Below are 16647 nucleotides of genomic sequence, written 5' to 3' on the forward strand. Positions count from 1 at the left end.
GGCGATGACTTTGCCGCGCGGCAGCGGTCCCCTTGGGGAATGTCCCTTCCCTGACAGGAGTGCAGCCCCGATGACTGATGCGGCACCGACGGCGGCCGGACGCCGTCGCGAGGGCGGGGTCTGGTCCCTGATCCACGCCGAACGAGCGGCGCTGGCGGCCGACCTCGCCGACCTGACCGACGAGCAGTGGGCGACGCCGTCGCTCTGTGCCGGCCTCACCGTGCGCGAGGTGCTGGCGCACCTGACCGCGGGGGCGAGCCTCAACAGCGTGAGCTGGCTGGCGGGGGTGATCCGCTGCCGGTTCGACTTCGACCGGCAGGTGGCGCTGCGGCTGGCCCAGCAGCTGGGCGCGCGGCCGGGCGACACCCTCGACCGGTTCCGGCGCGTCGTGACGAGCACCACCAAGCCTCCGCTGCCCGCCCTCGCCATGCTGGGCGAGGCGATCGTGCACGGGGAGGACATCCGGCGCCCGCTGGGCATCCGCCGCCGCCATCCGGTCGGAGTCGTCACGCGCACGGCCGAGTACTTCCGGGGCTCGGACCTCACGGTCGTCGCCAGGGGCCGCGTCGGCGGTCTGCGGCTGGCGGCGGACGACGGTCCGTTCGCGAGCGGGTCCGGACCGCTCGTGTCCGGACCCACCGTGGCCCTGATCATGGCCATGACCGGGCGGGCGATCTACTGCGACGACCTCGTGGGCGACGGTGTGGAGATCCTCCGCGGTCGCTGCGCGCTCCCCCGGTGACGGGGACCCGCGACCGTCAGACGGCCGCGAGTTCCGCCGCCCCGAAGGACACGTCGAAACGGTCGCACCAGATGCTGACGCTGCTGAAGCGGGACGGGTCGACGTCCGCGGGCACGGTGTAGTTCTGGCTGCCCTTGTTGCCCTTCAGCTTGCCGAGGCTGACGTGCGCGCCGTCGTCGAAGACGTGCCAGCCGGCGCGGCCCTCCTTCACCGGCGCGTCGGTCAGCCACACGTGCAGGTCGGGGCCGTTGCTGGTGTCGAGCCCCTCCAGGCGCACCACGTGGCTGCCGTCGGCCAGCCGCACGAACCGGACCGTGCCGGACGTCGCGTGCTCGTGGCTGATGAACTCGCCGCTCGCCAGCGTCGTCGGGCCGGCCGGGGGCGTGCCGGCGCTCGCCCCGGGGGACGGGGCGGCGGGCGGTGTCGAGGCGGCCGCCGCGGCCCCGGGGAGCTCCTCCCGCACCGTCTCGTCCTGCCACAGCTTCCACGGCTGGAACCAGTACAGGCCGAACGCTCCTCCGGCGACCGCCACCACCAGCACCACGGCCGTCCAGGGCCTGACCAGTGCGCTCCGCATCCGTCCCATGTCACTCGCCTCTCCGCGTGTCAGCAGGTGCGGTTCATTCAACGGGGGCGGGCCGTGCGTCCGGAACAGCCTGCGGATGACGGAATTCTTACGCCTCGCACGAGCCGCGGGTCCGGCGCGGTGCTCAGCGGGTGATCTCCACCTGCCGGGTCTCCGTCACCTGGTCCAGGTCGGAGACGCGGATCGTCAGCTTCATCGTCCAGGTGCCTTCGAGGGGGAGGGTGAGGTCGCTGGTGGCCCAGTAGCCGCCGCGGTCGGTGAGCCTGGCGTCGATGGGGCCGATGTCCTCGGCGGCGAGGGTGAAGGAGACGCGCAGTTCGGGGACGAAGGTCAGGGCGCCACGGGGGCCGAAGACCACCGCCTGGAGGCCGTTCTCGCCCACCCGGCCCGGGTCCATCTGGATCTGCACCGTGCCGCGGCCGTCGGGTGTGCCGACGTCGTAGGGGATGGTGAACGCCTCCGCCCCGGGCAGCCCGGCCACCTGCGGGCGGGGCGCCCGGGCGGCCTCGGCCTCGGCGCGGGCGGGGAGGGTGCCGGTCAGCACCGTGGTGATCAGCAGGACGACGACGGCCACCATCACCTCCGCCAGCACGGAACGGCGCAGGGCACGCCGGTAGTGGTCGGCGGTGGGCGGCGGGGGCATGGCGGGCTCGCCCGGCACGTCCGCCGCGTTCGGCACCTCCGGCACGTCCGCCGTGTCCGCCGCTTTCGGCACGTCCGCCCCGTCCGCCGCGTCCGCCGCCGGTCCCCCGGGCCCGGCCCCGACCGGCGCTCCCACCGGCTCCGGTACCCGTGCGTCCACCGTCGCCGGTGCCGCCGCCCGCGTCACCAGCAGGGTCGTCCAGCGCCGGGAGAGGCCCGCCGCCGCCAGCAGGAAGACGGCCGCCGCGAGCTTGGCCGTCAGGGTGCGGCCGTACGGGGAGTCGGTGAGCGCCGACCAGGAGCCGAGGCCCCGCCAGGACTGGTAGAGACCGGTGACGACCAGGACGGTCACCGAGAGGAAGGCCAGGCGGGAGAAGCGGGCGACCGTCTCCGGCGGGGGCGGGGTCTTCGCGCGGTACAGGGTGAGGAGCAGGGCCGTGAGTCCGCCGAGCCAGCAGGCCGTCGCCAGCAGGTGCAGGACGGACGACGTCATCGCCGCCGGGACCTGGATGCCCGCGGAGGCGTGCTCGGCGGCCGCCCAGGTGAGGGCGAAGGCGACGGAGACGGCGGCGCCGGCCGCCAGGCGGGCCCGGGGACCGCCGCGCCGGGCGAGCGGGAGCAGGACGGCCGCCGTCAGCAGGAGCAGCGCCAGCCGGGTCAGCAGGGCGAGGCCCGGGCGGCCGCTGAGGGTGCCGGTGAAGGCTCCGAGGTCGAGGGCGGTCGTGGGGGACGTGCCGTTCTCGTAGGGAGCGCGCAGCACGAGCAGCGTGGACGTGGCGATCAGCAGGGTCCACCAGCCGGTGAGCAGCGGCAGCCGCAGCGGGGCCGTGTCGGGCGGGCGGCACAGGGCGGCGAACGCGGCCGTGCCGATCAGCAGGGCGGCGGCGATGTAGGCGAGGTAGCGGCCGGTGTCGTAGAGGCTCTTGGTGACGGGGTGTTCGGCGTGGTCCCCGGGGGCGGCGGGCGGGGTCGGCGAGGGGGCGCCGAGGGAGAAGGTGAAGGCGCCGGAGACCGGGTGGCTGTCGGCGGATACCACCCGCCAGGCCACCGTGTAGGTGCCTTCGGCGAGGCCGGCCGGCAGGGCCGCGCGGGCGGTGTCGGAGGCGCCGTCCGCGTGCTGCGGTTCGCCCAGCTCGACACGGTGGTTGTCCGGGCTGTAGACGCGGAAGGAGTCGTCGAGCAGTCCGACGGACTCGGTGAACGTCAGGGTGATGTGCCGGGGCGCGGTCTTCACGACGCTGCCGGCCCCGGGGTCGCTGGCGCGGAGGGCGGCGTGGGCGCTCGCCGGGGCGGCGCTGCCGAGGACGAGCAGCACCAGCATGCTGCCCAGCAGCACCAGCCCCCGCAGCCGCCGGGTCCCGCCGCCGGGAGCCCTGCTCCGCCCGGTGCCGCCCGCCGCCCCGCCGCGCCCTCGCTCCACGTCCTACCCCACTCCCCGGCCGTCCGGCTTCACGGTAGGTACGGACGAGGGGCCCGGTCTGCTCACCAGGTGGGCCGGGCGGTCACTCCCCCGTCCACCACCAGGTCGTGGCCGGTGACCCAGGAGGCGAGCCGGGAGGCCAGGAACACGCAGGCGTCGCCGATGTCCTCCGGGCGGCCGAGCCGGCCCACGGCGGACGCCTCGCGCCACCGGCGCACGCCCTCCGGCCAGGCGTCGGCCAGGCCCTCCCGGTCGATCAGGCCGGGCGAGACGGTGTTGACGCGGACGCCCCACGGTCCGTACTCCTGGGCGGCCGCGCGGGCGTGCGCCACCACCGCCGCCTTGGAGGCGGCGTAGTGGGCGTGGCCGGGGGGCGGGTGGTGGGCCTCGACCGAGGCGATGTGGGTGACGGTGCCGCCGGTGTCCCGCATCAGCTCCGCCGCGGCACGGGTGCAGGCGAAGACACCGGTGAGGTTGGTGTCCACGACCGCGCGCCACTCGGCGGCGGTCGTCGCGGGGAGGTGCCGCACGGGCTGGATCCCGGCGTTGTTGACCAGCGCGGTCAGCCGTCCGCCGAACCGTTCGGCCGCCTCGGCCACCACGCGGTGGCAGGCGTCCTCGTCGGTGAGGTCGCCCCGGAGGACGACGGCCGCGCCGCCCGCCTCCCGGATGCGGCCGGCGGTGTCCCGCGCGGAGTCGAGCGCGGTCCGGCAGTGCAGGGCGACGGCCGCGCCCTCCTCGGCGAACCGCCGTGCGATGCCCCGGCCGATGCCGCCGCCCGCACCGGTGATCAGGGCGGCCTGGCCGTCGAGGAGACCCGGCCGGCTCACGGGCGGCACAGGTCCCGGATGAGCGCCGCCCGTCCGGGGTGGCGCGCCGTCAGTTCACCGGCCTCGCCGTGCTCGTAGCCCTCGTAGGTGAAGCCGGGCGCCATGGTGCAGCCGAACAGCGTCCAGGCGCCGCCCGCGGCGACCCGCGCGCCCATCCAGGTGCCGGCGGGGACGGTCAGCTGGACGTGCTGGCCGCCGAGCACGTCCGGACCGAGGACGGGGGTGCGGGAGGTGCCGTCGGGGGCGAGCAGGAGCAACTGGAGCGGGTCGCCGAGGTAGTGGTGCCAGATCTCGTCGGCGGGCAGGCGGTGCAGGGCGGAGAAGTCGCCGGGGGCGTCGGTGAGCAGGGCGACGATGGCGGTGCCCGCCGGCCGGCCGTCCGGGCGCGGCGGGCCCGCCCAGGTCTGCCGGAACCGCCCGCCCTCACGGGGCAGCGGCTCCAGACCGTAGTGCGCGACGAGTTCGTCCGGGGTCACCCGCCGAACGCTACCTCGCGGGTGAGGAAGGCGAGCTGGGCCTTCTTCTCCGGGATGTACACGTCGGGCAGGTCGACCTCCGGCAGCACGACCACCGGTCCGGTGGTGAAGCCCTGCCGCGCGAAGCGGGCGACCGCCTTCACGTTGGCGACGTCCGGGTCGACCACCACCCGCCGGCGGTCCAGCACCCGCAGCACGTAGGTGACGAGAGCGGCCGTCAGCCTGCCGGTCCAGCCGGACCGGGCCTCACCGGGCTCGGCGGGGGCGAGGAGCAGGTGGATGCCGATGTCGCCGGGTTCGACGGGGTAACAGGCGCCGACGCGGTCGGCCTCCGGCTCGTACGTCTGGAGCAGCGCGGCCGGGGTGCCGTCCTTGAGGACCAGGTAGGCATGGTGGGTGTCGAGGGTGTCCATGTGGGCGTAGATCTCGGCGACCCGCTGCTCGGTCAGGCTGTTCATGCCCCAGAAGGCGGCGCGTTCCTCGCTCACCCAGCGGTGCAGCAGGGGGGCGTCGGCGGCCGGGTCCAGCGGCAGGACGCGTACGGCGCCGAAGCCGTCGACCTCCTGCTCGTGGACGGCCGTGCGGGAGGCGTACGGGTCAGACATCGGTCTCCTTCGTCAGCTGCGCCCAGTCGGTGAGGACCGGGGCCAGGTCGCCGGCGAGCCACAGGGGCTGCTGGTCGCGGTGGTGGGGTGAGCCGGGCACGCCCGAGGCGCCGTGCGGCACCACCCAGCGGCTGTCCTCGCGGCGGGCCAGGTCCCAGACGTAGCGGGCGGCGGGACCGCGCGCGGCGAGGTCGGTGAGACCGGGCACGGGGGAGGTGCACAGCACGCAGTCGTGGTCACCGGAGAGGCGGGGTTCGTCGTGCGGCGTCCCGGACGGCGGCAGGGCCCGCCAGGGGGCGAGGCGGTGGGTGTCGCCCCAGGTCCCGGCGGGCGGTTCGGCGGCGACCTCCTCCAGCGCCGCGCGGACGGCCGCCGGCCGGTCGATGCCGAACAGGTCCTCGGCCGTGAGCAGGTGTTCGAGGGCGTAGCCGACCCGGGGGAGCAGCGCGAGCCAGGGACGGAACACCTCCGGGTAGGGCGGGGGTGTGGCCGCCGTCGCGAGGGCGGGGTGGGCGGCGAGGCGGCGGACGAGCGCGGTGCGCACCGCGGCGAAGGCGGCCGCGTCGGCGCTGTCCGCGTCCATGTGGCGGTCCCACCGCAGCAGGCGGTCGCGCAGGGTGGCGGCGGGCCCGGTGAGGTCCTCGGTGCCGAGCGCGGCGAGGTGCTCCAGGAGGGGGGCGGCCGAGGCGAGGTGGGTGTCCGTGTGGATCGCGGCCATGTCGGCGGCGGACCAGCGGGGCCGCCGGCCCAGCAGGGTGGCGATGCGGCGCGCGCGGTGCGGCGGGGCGAACTCGACGCCGAGGGGGGCGGCCGGGCCGCGCTGGTTGGCCATGACGGCGATGCCGTCGGTCAGTCCGTCCCGCGGGGGTTCGTGCCAGCCCCGCCAGGCGTACTCCGGGTCCCACGCGGGGACCAGCCGGGTCCGGTTGGCCTCGGCGCGGACCGGGACGCGGCCGGCGACCCGGTGCAGGGTGTCGCCGTCGGTGTCGGCGGCCACGAGCACGTTGACCGGCTCGGCCCACCGGTCGGCGGCCCGGTCCACGTCGGCCACCCGGCGGGCCCGCAGCAGGGGCAGCAGCGCGCCGAAGCCCAGGTCGGCGGTGACACGGGGCGGGTAGCGCAGGGCGACGGCGAGCGGGGGCCCGCCGGGGTCCGTCACCCCGTCGTCGAGGCCCTCGGGGCCGCCGATGACGACGGGGCCGCGGTCGGTCTCGACGACCTCGATCTCGACGGGATCCTCGCCCGCCACCTCGATGGTCTCCGTGTGCCGGGCGGCCCGCCGCCAGGTGCCGTCCGGGCCGAGCGCCTCCACGCCGGCGCCGGTGCGCCGCAGCCGCTCGCGGTACAGGTCCTGGTAGTCGGCCATGGCGTTGGTGATGGCCCAGGCGACCGTGCCGGTGTGGCCGAAGTGGGCGATGCCGGGGACACCGGGCACGGCGAGGCCGACGACGTCGAACTCCGGGCAGGAGAGCCGGATCTGCTGGTACACGCCCGGGTCCTCGATGAACCGGTGCGGGTCGCCGGCGATCACCGCGTGCCCGGTCACCGTGCGCTCCCCGGCGACCAGCCAGCCGTTGCTGCCGGAGGTGCCGGGCCCGTCGGCGGCGAACAGGCCGACGGCGCCGGCTCCGAGCCGCGTGGTGACGTGCTCGCGCCACAGCTTGGCGGGGAACCCGGCGAAGAGGATGTGCGTGCCGAGCCAGACCGCGAGCGGGGTCCACGGCTCCCAGCGGCCGGGGGAGAGCCCGGCCCGCGCGAACTCGGGGGCGCGCACGGTGCCGTCGGACGCCAGGACGTCGTTGACCCCCGCCACGTACGCCCGCACCCATGCCGCCGACTCGGGGTCCTCCCGCTCCAGTGCGGTGAAGCAGCGGCGGGCGGTGTCCGCCAGGCGGACGCGGCGGGCGAAGCGGTCCCAGGGGAGCGCCTCCGCGCCGAGGAAGGCGGCCGAGGTGCCCTGGGCGCGGTGGCGTTCGACCTCGATCTGCCAGGCCCGGTCGCGGGCGGTGACCCGGCCCTGGAGACGCGCGAGTTCGTGCGCACCGTCCGCGCGCAGGTGCGGGATGCCCCAGGGATCGCGAAAGATCTCGCCGGTCACTGTGCCCTCATTTCCCTTTAGGTTAGGCTCCCCTAAGTAATCGTGGCGGAATCGTACGCGAAGGGTGAGGGCGCGATGGGGCAGGGGCGGGGTTGGGAGGGCGCGGTCCTCAAATTGATGCGCGCCAAGGACTTCATGTTCACCGTGACGGGGAGCGAGGACGTCACCGCCGACTACCGGCGGGTGCGCTTCACCGACGGCGGACTGCTGGCGGCGGCCGGCGTGCACCCGACGATGTGGGTGCGGCTGTGGTTCGACAACGCGGGCAGGCCGCACCAGCGCGCGTACACCCTGGTCGACCCGGACCCGGCGGCCGGCACCTTCGCCCTGGAGTTCGCCCTGCACGAGGGGTGTGCCAGCGACTGGGCCCGGACGGCGGAGCCCGGGGACACCATCGAGGCGACCGTGCAGGGCACCGGGTTCGAGGACCCCTCCCCCGCCCCCTCCCACGTCTTCGTGGTGGGCGACCCGGCCTCGCTGCCGGCCATCAACTCCCTGCTCGGCGCGCTGGGCGACGCCCCGGCGACCATCTGGTTCGAGGGCACCCTCGACGGCCTGCCCTGCCTCGCCGACCCCGGCCGGCACGAGGTGCGCGAGGTCCCCCGCAGGGACGCGGGCGCGGCACTGGTCGAGCGGGTCCGGGCCGAGCTGCCCGCACTGCTGCGGGCCGGCCCCGACCCGTACGTCTGGATCGCCTGCGACACCGCCACCACCCGCACCCTCTCGGCGTTCCTGCGCAAGGATCTGGGTGTGCCCAAGCAGCGGATGCAGGCGCTGGGGTACTGGCGCGCGAGCTGAGCCGCGACGCGCGATCATCGGGGGCATGGACGTCACTCTTCACCTCGCCCAGGACCCCGAGGCCGACCGGCTGCTGGGCCGCAGTCCGCTCGCCGCGCTGACCGGGATGCTGCTGGACCAGCAGATCCCCATGGAGTGGGCGTTCAAGGGTCCGGCGACGATCGCCCGGCGGCTCGGCGCGGACGACCTGGACGCGCACCTGATCGCCGCGTACGACCCCGAGGCGTTCGCCGCGGTGCTCTCCGACAAGCCGGCCGTGCACCGTTACCCGGGCTCGATGGCGGGCCGCATCCAGCAGCTGTGCCGGTACCTCGTCGAGCACTACGACGGTGATGCCGAGGCCGTGTGGCGGGACGTCGGCGACGGCGGGGAACTGCTGAAGCGGCTGGAGGACCTGCCCGGGTTCGGCAAGCAGAAGGCCCAGATCTTCCTCGCCCTGCTGGGCAAGCAGCTCGGGGTCCGCCCCACCGGCTGGCGCGAGGCCGCGGGTGCCTACGGCGAGGAGAAGTCCTTCCGCTCCGTCGCCGACATCACCGGTCCGGAGTCCCTGACCAAGGTCCGGGCCCACAAGCAGGAGATGAAGGCAGCGGCCAAGTCGGCCAAGGCGGCCAAGTCCGCGAAGAAGCCGTCCGCATGACTCCCCACCCCGCCGGGACGGCCCGACCGGCTTCCCACCCCGGCCGGCCGGCACCCGGCCCGTCCGCGCTCCCGCCCGCGCCCACGGGCAGCGCCTGATCAGGCACCCCCGCCGACCCGCATCCGCGCTGCGCGCGCCACCACCCGCACGCACGCCCGGCGCGGTCGCCCGGGCGCGTGCCGGATGGCCGTTCGCGGAGGCGCGGGTGGGGACACTTTCGGGGGAATCGGGTGGCCGGGAGTGCGTGACACGGGTCGCTGCACCTCGTACGGGGCGCCGGACGGCGGACGCCGCCCACCCGGGAAGCCCGCCTGCTCCGCGTTCGCCCCGCTTTTTCCGGTGTCGCACTGCGTCGCCATGGCTGCGCCCGGAACGCCTTGACCGGTAGGCTTTCCGTGTGATCTTCAAGCGCATCGGAAACGGCCGGCCGTACCCCGACCACGGCCGGGAAAGCACCCGGCAGTGGGCGGACGTCGCGCCGCGCCCGGTCCGCCTCGATCAGCTCGTGACGACCAAGCAGCAGCTGGACCTCGAGACGCTCCTCGCCGAGGACTCGACCTTCTACGGCGACCTCTTCGCGCACGTCGTGAAGTGGCAGGGCGACCTGTACCTGGAGGACGGGCTGCACCGCGCCGTGCGCGCCGCGCTCCAGCAGCGCCAGGTGCTGCACGCCCGCGTGCTCGAGCTCGGCTGACACCCGGCCGAAGCCCTTCCCACAGCCGGGTTTTCGCCCTTTCGGGTTGGACTGCTCCCGCACTGCACCCAGTCGAATGATCATCTAGTAGGCATTGCAGCCCGGGCGCACTAGTCTGCGCTCATGAGCATGCTCACCCCACCCGGCATGGGCGGCCAGTACCGGATCACGGGCGACCGATACCCGCGGATGCGCCGGCCCCGGCGGCGCGGGAAGCTCGTCGCGCTGTCCGTCGCCTCCGCGGCCGTCCTGGGTGTCGGCGGCTGGGGCACCCTGCAGCTCATCGACGTGTTCACCGGCGGCGACTCCGCCTCCGCGGTCGGCACGAAGGCGGCCTGCGCCACCAAGGCGACCCCCGCGACCGCGCCCAGGGCGTTCCCCGTGCCCGGAACCATCACGGTCAACGTCCTCAACGCCACCACCAAGGGCGGCCTGGCCCAGAAGACCGCCGACGAGCTGAAGAAGCGCGGCTTCAGGATCGGCGAGGTCGCCAACGCGACCAAGGAGTACGACAAGAAGGTGAAGGGCACCGGGGTGCTGATCGGGCCCGCCACCGCCCTCGACACCTCGCTGCCGGTGCTCGGCACCCAGCTCGCCGGTGCCGAACGCCGCACCGACCCCGCGCGCAAGGGCGCCGAGATCGACCTCGTCATCGGCGACGCGTTCAGTGAGCTGACGAAGAAGGCGGACGCCGACCGGGCGCTGACCGCACTGGCCGCACCGGAGCCGACGCCCGCCTCGAAGAAGAACTGCTGAGCACGCGGGGGCGGAGAGGACCGCCGGCTACTCGGCCGCCCCGTACATCCGGTCCCCCGCGTCGCCGAGGCCCGGCACGATGTACCCCTGCTCGTTGAGCCGCTCGTCGACCGACGCCGTCACCACGGTCACCGGCGTGCCGGCCAGCTCCCGCTCCATGACCTCCACGCCCTCCGGCGCGGCCAGCAGCACCACGGCGGTGACGTCGTCCGCACCGCGCTTGATCAGCTCCTGGATCGCCGCGACCAGCGTGCCGCCGGTGGCGAGCATCGGGTCCAGCACGTACACCTGACGCCCGGAGAGGTCCTCCGGCATCCGGGTGGCGTACGTCGAGGCCTGCAGCGTCTCCTCGTTGCGGATCATGCCGAGGAAGCCCACCTCGGCGGTCGGCAGCAGCCGGACCATGCCGTCCAGCATGCCGAGCCCGGCGCGCAGGATCGGCACCACCAGCGGGCGCGGGTGGGAGAGCTTGACGCCCGTGGTCGGCTCCACCGGCGTCCGGATGTCGACCTGCTCGGTGCGCACGTCGCGCGTGGCCTCGTAGGCGAGCAGGGTGACCAGTTCGTCGGCGAGACGGCGGAAGGTCGCGGAGTCGGTGCGACGGTCGCGCAGAGTGGTGAGCTTGTGGGCGACCAGGGGGTGGTCGACGACGTGGAGACGCATGCCGTCAACAGTAACCGGGCCCCGGGGCCCGGTGTCCCCGCGGCCCGGCAAGCGCTCCGGGCCGCCCCTCACTCGTTCGCTGGCGTCAAACCGGCCGTCGGGGGGAAGGTGGGAGGGACGGACGGGAGTGATGCAACCGATGCCTGACCAGGACCACCGAGACGATCCGTCGCTGCGCGAAACGGCCGCCCTCTTCCGCAACAGGGGCGGCACGGAGGGCGAGACGGAGACCGAACGACGACGGCGCCGCGCCCGGTTCCTGCGCGAACTCGCCGAGGCCCGCGCGCTGCGCGACCGGGTCCAGCCGCGCCGCGCCAAGGCCGCCCGGCTGCGCCACGCGATGCGCATGCGCACCTTCCGCTGGTAGCACCGATCCGGTTCAGCCCTCAACCACTGTTCCCGCGGTGGAACTTCCCGTTCCGAGCGGCGCACCTCCACGGCGGTCCCGGCCGCGTACGATCCGCACGTGGCAGCGACAGCGGCAGCGAGTGCGCTGGTGGGTCCCTCCGGGGGCGCACTCGGCGCGGTGCGATCAAAACTGCCGGACACAGGGAGCCGAAGACGTCCCCCTACGGCCGTGTTTCTGCCACGATTCCGAGTGGGCGGGGCCGGCGACACGGACCCCCGCCCGCTGCCTCCGCCGGGGGGATTCCCAACCGGCACGCCTATGACCAGTGGGAGAGTCACGGTGTACTTCGCCGCACTGCTCGCGCGCACCGAAGACGGGTGGGAAGCGAGCGACACGGAGCTCGACGATGTGGAGACCCTGTCCGATCTGGCCGACCTGGCCCGGGAGGCCTCTCCGGACGACGACACGGTGCTCGTGCTGATCGAGCAGGAGGAGGGGTGGTTCGGCGTCGTCCGCGTGGACGGCGAGGAGGATCCCCGGGTCTACGTCTCCGACGCCGCCGCGGCCTCCCGCAGCAGCTACGGCGAGATCCTGCTCACCGACGAACTGCTCGGCCGCGCCCCCGGAGCCGACGCCGCCGACCTGGACGCCCTCGACCTCGACGGCACGGAGGACGGTGAACCGGACGACGAGGACGCCGACGACGGCCCCGCGGCCGCCGGTTCCGCCGACGCCGTACCGCACGGGCCGGTCGGCGACGCGCAGGTCCTGGAGGACCTCGGCGTCACCGAGAAGGAGCTGCGTTCCCTGGCCGGGGACGCCGTCAACGAGATCGCCGACGCCCTCGGCGCCTCGGAAGTACTGGAGACCGTCCGCTGACCGTGCCGACCACCACCACCGCGTCCGGACCGCCGGACCCGGTACGCGACCGCTGGCGGGCGGCGATGCGACTCGCCCTGGACGAGGCCGCACGGGCCGTCCGGGGCGGGGACGTCCCCGTCGGCGCCGTCGTGCTGGCACCGGACGGCACCACCGTGCTGGCCGCCGCCCACAACGAACGCGAGGCGGCCGGCGACCCCACGGCGCACGCGGAGGTCCTCGCCGTCCGGCGGGCCGCCGCCGCGCTCGGGGAGTGGCGGCTGACCGGCTGCACCCTGGTGGTGACGCTGGAACCGTGCACGATGTGCGCGGGCGCCCTCCAGCAGTCCCGCGTCGACCGCGTCGTCTACGGCGCCCGGGACGAGAAGGCGGGCGCGGTCGGCTCCCTGTGGGACCTCGTCCGCGACCGGCGGCTCAACCACCGGCCCGAGGTGATCGGCGGAGTGCTCGCCGAGGAGTGCTCCCGGCAGCTCACGGAGTTCTTCCGGAACCGCTGATGATTGATTTCAAACCACACCGCACTGTGCTGTAAGGTCTCCCTCGGTAGCGTGTCCGAGCGGCCGAAGGAGCTCGCCTCGAAAGCGAGTGTGGCGCAAGTCACCGAGGGTTCAAATCCCTCCGCTACCGCTGGTGAAGGGCCTCGTCGTCAGACGGGGCCCTTCGTGCGATCATGGGCCCGCTCGACGCATGTGACACCGGTGCACAGCAGTGACAGGGGAGGGCCGCGATGGCGGTGAACGCGAAGAAGGCCGTCGTCTACCTGCTCGTGGTCTTCGTGCTGTACCTGATCATCACGGACCCCGAGAAAGCCGCCGAGTACGTCCAGGTGGGGTTCGAGGGCATCTCCGAGGCCGCCAAGGCCATCGGGGACTTCATGACCTGGCTCGCCAACGGAGGTAAGTGATGATCCGCCACCTGGTGCTCTTCCGGCTGAACGAGGGCGTCGGGCGCGACGACCCGAGGGTCGTCCGGGGCGAGGAGGCCTTCCGCTCGCTCGACGGCAGGATCCCGGAGATCCGCTTCTGGGAGTGCGCCTGGAACATCAGCGACCGCCCCATCGCCTACGACTTCGCCATCAACTCCGCGTTCGACGACGCCGAGGCGCTGCGCCGGTACGTGGAGCACCCGGAGCACCGGGCGGGCGTGGACATGTGGCGCGAGTTCGCCACCTGGGTGATCGCCGACTACGAGTTCTGACCCTCCGTCCGTCCGCGCCCCCCGCCGTGCCGGCGGGGGGTTTTCTCGTGCCCGCCCCACGCTCACCGCTCAACACGGAATATGCGGTGCTTGCACACAGTGAGTCAGTCTTGTGATGCTATGACCGCTTTTGACGGATGTGTTGACGGACATGAGAACGATGACGAGGTGGCGTTGACCGTGCCGGCCAGTACTGCGCCGCCCCAGGACGACGTGTCCCCCGACGCGGTCCAGACCCCCGCCAAGCGGCGGGGCGCCGACACCCGGGCCCTGACCCAACTGCTCTTCGGACAGCTCAAGGAGATGGAGCCGGGCACGCCGGAGCACGCCCGCGTGCGCGCGGCGCTGATCGAGGCGAATCTCCCGCTCGTGCGCTACGCGGCCGCCCGCTTCCGCTCCCGCAACGAGCCGATGGAGGACGTCGTCCAGGTCGGCACCATCGGGCTCATCAACGCCATCGACCGCTTCGACCCGGAGCGGGGGGTGCAGTTCCCGACGTTCGCGATGCCCACGGTGGTCGGCGAGATCAAGCGCTACTTCCGCGACAACGTCCGCACCGTCCACGTACCGCGCCGGCTGCACGAGCTGTGGGTCCAGGTCAACAGCGCGACGGAGGACCTCACGACCGCCTTCGGGCGGCTCCCCACGACCGCCGAGATCGCCGAACGGCTGCGCATCTCCGAGGACGAGGTGCTGTCCTGCATCGAGGCCGGACGCTCGTACCACGCCACCTCCCTGGAGGCCGCACAGGAGGGCGACGGGATGCCCGGGCTGCTGGACCGGCTCGGCTACGAGGACCCCGCCCTCGACGGCGTCGAGCACCGCGACCTGGTCCGGCACCTCCTCGTCCAGTTGCCCGAACGGGAGCAGCGCATCCTGCTGCTGCGTTACTACAGCAATCTCACCCAGTCCCAGATCAGTGCGGAGCTCGGCGTCTCGCAGATGCACGTGTCGCGCCTGCTGGCGCGCAGCTTCCAGCGGCTGCGGTCCGCAAACAGGATCGACGCGTAACCGGAACGAGCGAATCTCACAGAAGCGCCGCTACGCGCCTTTCTCAGCCGAAAGTCCGTCAGACCCCTTGTTTGCAGGGCTGTTTCGTCACTTGGATGTCGACATGTCACTACAGCGCGTTGCCGACATGTGACATTCTGCCGGAAGCGCGTTTGCCGGAGCTCCGGCGCCGGTATTCAGGTGAAGGCTGCGTTCCTCAGATCGGGAACGTCCGCCGCGACCGTCCCGCGACCCAAAGGGGGTGGCATGTCCGCAGAACAGGGCAGCTCGAAGGTGCTCACGCTCGCGGAGAGCGAAACAGCTCCCCATGCTCTCGACGCACTCGGCCCCATCGACCAAGGCCCGGCCACACCGGCTCCGGAGCTCCCGGACCAGGCGCAGCTCCCGGAGACGGCTGAACTGCCGGACACGGCGGCCCTCGACACCCGCACCCTGTCCCGCTCCCTGTTCCTGCGGCTCGCCGTACTCGAGGAGGACAGCCCGGAGCGTGCCTACGTCCGGGACACGCTGATCGAGCTCAACCTCCCCCTGGTGCGCTACGCGGCGGCTCGGTTCCGCTCGCGCAACGAGCCGATGGAGGACATCGTCCAGGTCGGCACCATCGGGCTGATCAAGGCGATCGACCGTTTCGACTGCGAACGGGGCGTGGAGTTCCCGACGTTCGCGATGCCGACGGTGGTCGGCGAGATCAAGCGGTTCTTCCGGGACACGTCGTGGTCGGTGCGGGTGCCGCGCCGGCTCCAGGAACTGCGCCTGGCGCTGACCAAGGCCGGCGACGAGCTCTCACAGAAGCTGGACCGCTCCCCGACGGTCGCCGAACTCGCCGCCGTGCTGGGCGTGTCGGAGGAGGACGTGGTCGACGGGCTCGCCGTCGGCAACGCCTACACGGCGTCCTCGCTCGACTCCCCGGCCCCCGAGGACGACGGCGGCGAGGGGTCGCTCGCGGACCGCCTCGGCTACGAGGACACGGCGCTGGAGGGCGTGGAGTACCGGGAGTCGCTCAAGCCGCTGCTGGCCAAGCTGCCGCCCCGGGAGCGGCGGATCATCATGCTGCGCTTCTTCGCCAACATGACGCAGTCGCAGATCGGCGAGGAGGTCGGCATCTCCCAGATGCACGTCTCGCGGCTGCTCACGCGGACCCTAGCCCAGCTGCGCGAGGGCCTGATCTCGGACTGAGGCACCGCACACCGCGGAGCGAGCGGCTCCGCGGGTGGAAACGGACGCGTGGCCGCCGGGGCGCCTGTCGAGGGCGCCACGGCGGCCCGCCGCGTTTCTCCGGCCGCTCGCGCTACTTCAGCGCCAGCCAGGCCACCGCGGCGACGACCGCCACGGCGAGGACGACGCCGATGATCAGGCCGACGCGGGGTCCGCCGCCGGTGGACGCGGCCTGCCGGCCCTGGGGGGCCTCGTCGACGAACGCGCGGAACATCTGGGTGCTGCCGGCGGGGTCGTGATTGCCCTGCGGGCCCTGGGTGTTAGCCATGTCACGAGACCCTAGCGAATGCCCGGCGGGCGGCCCAAGCGGGGCGGGGACAGGCCGCACGGAGCCCGGCGGCAGCTCGGTACGGAAGCCCCGCGACCCCCGCGACCTGCGCGTTTACTGTCGCGATTACTTGCCTTTGCCAAGTTTTTGAGCCGTCCGCGCCTTTTTTGCTTGCCTGTAGCAACCATCGAACCCTACGGTTGCTTCGAGCAACGAAACGGGAGGTGCCATGGCCGGGACGGCGCGGTACGAGGAACTGGTCCGGCAGTTCAGCGCCTTCGGCGTCGTCAAGCGGGAGATGAACCGGATCATGCCGGCCGGCTGCCCCGGCGGCTCCGCGTCCGTGCTGACGCTCCTCGGCCGGCACGGCCCCATGCGCATGAGCAGGCTCGCCGAGCTGCTCTCCGTGGACATGTCGGTCACCAGCCGCCACGTCGCCCACCTGGCCGAGCGCGGCTGGATCGAGCGCTCCCCTGACCCCGCCGACAAACGGTCCCGCATCCTGCGCCTCACCCCCGCCGGGCGGACGCAGCTCGACGAGCTGTTCCGGCGGACCACCCGGCTGCTCGCCGAGCGCCTGGACGACTGGTCCGACGAGGAGGTCGGACGCCTCACCCAGCTGATGGCCCGGCTCAGGGACAGCTTCGGCGAGTGCCGCACCGTGCCCCGGCCGGCGCCTCCCGCACGCGAACAGACCACCCGTACACCCGCAAGCACTTAAGAGAAGGACGCCCATGGCAACGACCACACCATCCGGTGTGCGGGCTCATGCCAAGCACGG

21 protein-coding genes and 1 tRNA gene are annotated in these 16647 nt (G+C 73.5%); 14 read left to right on the forward strand and 8 right to left on the reverse strand.

Going from position 1 to position 16647, the window contains the following annotated elements; all coding sequences use genetic code 11:
- Positions 1-70: 70 nt before the first annotated feature.
- The gene (locus IE118_RS08650) at positions 71-742 is read left to right on the forward strand and encodes a maleylpyruvate isomerase family mycothiol-dependent enzyme (RefSeq protein WP_189557116.1); all 672 of its coding nucleotides are present in this window, start codon (positions 71-73) and stop codon (positions 740-742) included.
- A gap of 16 nt (positions 743-758) precedes the next feature.
- Here the strand turns inward: IE118_RS08650 and IE118_RS08655 are convergent, their stop codons facing one another.
- The 6 genes from IE118_RS08655 to IE118_RS08680 all read right to left on the reverse strand — a co-directional run bounded on the left by IE118_RS08655 (position 759) and on the right by IE118_RS08680 (position 7399).
- Positions 759-1328, reverse strand: a complete 570-nt coding sequence (locus IE118_RS08655; RefSeq protein ID WP_189557118.1) for a DM13 domain-containing protein — start codon at positions 1326-1328, stop codon at positions 759-761.
- A gap of 124 nt (positions 1329-1452) precedes the next feature.
- Positions 1453-3306: a copper resistance CopC/CopD family protein gene (locus tag IE118_RS08660; RefSeq protein WP_189557598.1), complete on the reverse strand. Its 1854-nt coding sequence runs from the start codon at positions 3304-3306 to the stop codon at positions 1453-1455.
- 146 nt (positions 3307-3452) lie between these two features.
- The gene (locus IE118_RS08665; RefSeq protein ID WP_189557120.1) at positions 3453-4220 is read right to left on the reverse strand and encodes an SDR family NAD(P)-dependent oxidoreductase; all 768 of its coding nucleotides are present in this window, start codon (positions 4218-4220) and stop codon (positions 3453-3455) included.
- Positions 4217-4696 carry a cupin domain-containing protein gene (locus tag IE118_RS08670; protein ID WP_189557122.1) on the reverse strand — a complete coding sequence of 160 codons (480 nt, stop codon included), beginning with the start codon at positions 4694-4696 and terminating at the stop codon, positions 4217-4219. The genes IE118_RS08665 and IE118_RS08670 overlap by 4 nt, the downstream gene beginning before the upstream one ends.
- Positions 4693-5301, reverse strand: a complete 609-nt coding sequence (locus IE118_RS08675) for a GNAT family N-acetyltransferase (RefSeq protein ID WP_189557124.1) — start codon at positions 5299-5301, stop codon at positions 4693-4695. Before IE118_RS08675 ends, IE118_RS08670 begins: the two co-directional genes overlap by 4 nt.
- The gene (locus tag IE118_RS08680) at positions 5294-7399 is read right to left on the reverse strand and encodes a penicillin acylase family protein (protein ID WP_189557126.1); all 2106 of its coding nucleotides are present in this window, start codon (positions 7397-7399) and stop codon (positions 5294-5296) included. Before IE118_RS08680 ends, IE118_RS08675 begins: the two co-directional genes overlap by 8 nt.
- A gap of 75 nt (positions 7400-7474) precedes the next feature.
- On the opposite strand from IE118_RS08680, the gene IE118_RS08685 reads away from it, so the two are divergent.
- The 4 genes from IE118_RS08685 to IE118_RS08700 all read left to right on the forward strand — a co-directional run bounded on the left by IE118_RS08685 (position 7475) and on the right by IE118_RS08700 (position 10284).
- The gene (locus tag IE118_RS08685; protein ID WP_189557599.1) at positions 7475-8197 is read left to right on the forward strand and encodes a siderophore-interacting protein; all 723 of its coding nucleotides are present in this window, start codon (positions 7475-7477) and stop codon (positions 8195-8197) included.
- A 25-nt stretch (positions 8198-8222) separates the two neighbouring features.
- Positions 8223-8834, forward strand: coding sequence for an HhH-GPD-type base excision DNA repair protein (locus IE118_RS08690; RefSeq protein WP_189557128.1), 612 nt, complete (start codon positions 8223-8225; stop codon positions 8832-8834).
- A gap of 397 nt (positions 8835-9231) precedes the next feature.
- Positions 9232-9528, forward strand: a complete 297-nt coding sequence (locus IE118_RS08695) for a type II toxin-antitoxin system VapB family antitoxin (protein WP_003986294.1) — start codon at positions 9232-9234, stop codon at positions 9526-9528.
- Between the two features lie 147 nt (positions 9529-9675).
- Entirely contained in the window at positions 9676-10284 is a 609-nt protein-coding gene (locus tag IE118_RS08700; protein ID WP_189557600.1) for a LytR C-terminal domain-containing protein, read from the forward strand.
- 27 nt (positions 10285-10311) lie between these two features.
- On the opposite strand, the gene upp is transcribed toward IE118_RS08700, so the two are convergent.
- Positions 10312-10947 carry a uracil phosphoribosyltransferase gene (gene upp / locus IE118_RS08705; protein WP_189557130.1) on the reverse strand — a complete coding sequence of 212 codons (636 nt, stop codon included), beginning with the start codon at positions 10945-10947 and terminating at the stop codon, positions 10312-10314.
- Between the two features lie 139 nt (positions 10948-11086).
- Here upp and IE118_RS08710 point away from each other — a divergent pair, with 139 nt between their 5' ends.
- From IE118_RS08710 to IE118_RS08745, 8 genes are all read left to right on the forward strand, one after another.
- Positions 11087-11314 carry a hypothetical protein gene (locus IE118_RS08710; RefSeq protein ID WP_189557132.1) on the forward strand — a complete coding sequence of 76 codons (228 nt, stop codon included), beginning with the start codon at positions 11087-11089 and terminating at the stop codon, positions 11312-11314.
- Positions 11315-11635: 321 nt separating this feature from the next.
- Complete coding sequence (locus tag IE118_RS08715) at positions 11636-12175, forward strand: tRNA adenosine deaminase-associated protein (RefSeq protein WP_189557601.1); 540 nt, start codon at positions 11636-11638, stop codon at positions 12173-12175.
- 65 nt (positions 12176-12240) lie between these two features.
- A complete protein-coding gene (gene tadA, locus IE118_RS08720; protein WP_189557602.1) occupies positions 12241-12672 on the forward strand; it encodes a tRNA adenosine(34) deaminase TadA in 432 nt (143 codons plus the stop codon).
- Between the two features lie 45 nt (positions 12673-12717).
- A tRNA-Ser gene (locus IE118_RS08725) sits at positions 12718-12802 on the forward strand.
- Positions 12803-12902: 100 nt separating this feature from the next.
- A complete protein-coding gene (locus IE118_RS08730) occupies positions 12903-13079 on the forward strand; it encodes a hypothetical protein (RefSeq protein ID WP_189557134.1) in 177 nt (58 codons plus the stop codon).
- Entirely contained in the window at positions 13079-13372 is a 294-nt protein-coding gene (locus IE118_RS08735; RefSeq protein WP_189557136.1) for a Dabb family protein, read from the forward strand. Before IE118_RS08730 ends, IE118_RS08735 begins: the two co-directional genes overlap by 1 nt.
- A gap of 120 nt (positions 13373-13492) precedes the next feature.
- Positions 13493-14383: an RNA polymerase sigma factor SigF gene (locus IE118_RS08740; protein ID WP_189557138.1), complete on the forward strand. Its 891-nt coding sequence runs from the start codon at positions 13493-13495 to the stop codon at positions 14381-14383.
- A gap of 246 nt (positions 14384-14629) precedes the next feature.
- Positions 14630-15559 carry an RNA polymerase sigma factor SigF gene (locus IE118_RS08745; RefSeq protein ID WP_189557140.1) on the forward strand — a complete coding sequence of 310 codons (930 nt, stop codon included), beginning with the start codon at positions 14630-14632 and terminating at the stop codon, positions 15557-15559.
- Between the two features lie 112 nt (positions 15560-15671).
- Here the strand turns inward: IE118_RS08745 and IE118_RS08750 are convergent, their stop codons facing one another.
- A complete protein-coding gene (locus tag IE118_RS08750) occupies positions 15672-15866 on the reverse strand; it encodes a hypothetical protein (protein WP_189557142.1) in 195 nt (64 codons plus the stop codon).
- Positions 15867-16095: 229 nt separating this feature from the next.
- On the opposite strand from IE118_RS08750, the gene IE118_RS08755 reads away from it, so the two are divergent.
- Positions 16096-16587, forward strand: coding sequence for a MarR family winged helix-turn-helix transcriptional regulator (locus tag IE118_RS08755; RefSeq protein WP_189557144.1), 492 nt, complete (start codon positions 16096-16098; stop codon positions 16585-16587).
- The last annotated feature ends 60 nt before the right edge of the window (positions 16588-16647 follow it).

It is taken from the genome of Streptomyces pilosus (assembly GCF_014649835.1).
Lineage (GTDB): Bacteria > Actinomycetota > Actinomycetes > Streptomycetales > Streptomycetaceae > Streptomyces > Streptomyces pilosus.

Excerpts from the sequence above, each read along its gene's own strand:
- IE118_RS08735 (WP_189557136.1), top strand. The coding sequence starts at position 13,079 with ATGATCCGCCACCTGGTGCTCTTCCGGCTGAACGAGGGCGTCGGGCGC.
- IE118_RS08700 (WP_189557600.1), top strand. The coding sequence starts at position 9,676 with ATGGGCGGCCAGTACCGGATCACGGGCGACCGATACCCGCGGATGCGC.
- IE118_RS08655 (WP_189557118.1), bottom strand. The coding sequence starts at position 1,328 with ATGGGACGGATGCGGAGCGCACTGGTCAGGCCCTGGACGGCCGTGGTG.
- IE118_RS08745 (WP_189557140.1), top strand. The coding sequence starts at position 14,630 with ATGTCCGCAGAACAGGGCAGCTCGAAGGTGCTCACGCTCGCGGAGAGC.
- IE118_RS08675 (WP_189557124.1), bottom strand. The coding sequence starts at position 5,301 with ATGTCTGACCCGTACGCCTCCCGCACGGCCGTCCACGAGCAGGAGGTC.
- IE118_RS08685 (WP_189557599.1), top strand. The coding sequence starts at position 7,475 with ATGGGGCAGGGGCGGGGTTGGGAGGGCGCGGTCCTCAAATTGATGCGC.
- IE118_RS08750 (WP_189557142.1), bottom strand. The coding sequence starts at position 15,866 with ATGGCTAACACCCAGGGCCCGCAGGGCAATCACGACCCCGCCGGCAGC.
- IE118_RS08755 (WP_189557144.1), top strand. The coding sequence starts at position 16,096 with ATGGCCGGGACGGCGCGGTACGAGGAACTGGTCCGGCAGTTCAGCGCC.
- IE118_RS08650 (WP_189557116.1), top strand. The coding sequence starts at position 71 with ATGACTGATGCGGCACCGACGGCGGCCGGACGCCGTCGCGAGGGCGGG.
- IE118_RS08690 (WP_189557128.1), top strand. The coding sequence starts at position 8,223 with ATGGACGTCACTCTTCACCTCGCCCAGGACCCCGAGGCCGACCGGCTG.
- tadA (WP_189557602.1), top strand. The coding sequence starts at position 12,241 with ATGCGACTCGCCCTGGACGAGGCCGCACGGGCCGTCCGGGGCGGGGAC.
- IE118_RS08730 (WP_189557134.1), top strand. The coding sequence starts at position 12,903 with ATGGCGGTGAACGCGAAGAAGGCCGTCGTCTACCTGCTCGTGGTCTTC.
- IE118_RS08740 (WP_189557138.1), top strand. The coding sequence starts at position 13,493 with ATGACCGCTTTTGACGGATGTGTTGACGGACATGAGAACGATGACGAG.
- upp (WP_189557130.1), bottom strand. The coding sequence starts at position 10,947 with ATGCGTCTCCACGTCGTCGACCACCCCCTGGTCGCCCACAAGCTCACC.
- IE118_RS08710 (WP_189557132.1), top strand. The coding sequence starts at position 11,087 with ATGCCTGACCAGGACCACCGAGACGATCCGTCGCTGCGCGAAACGGCC.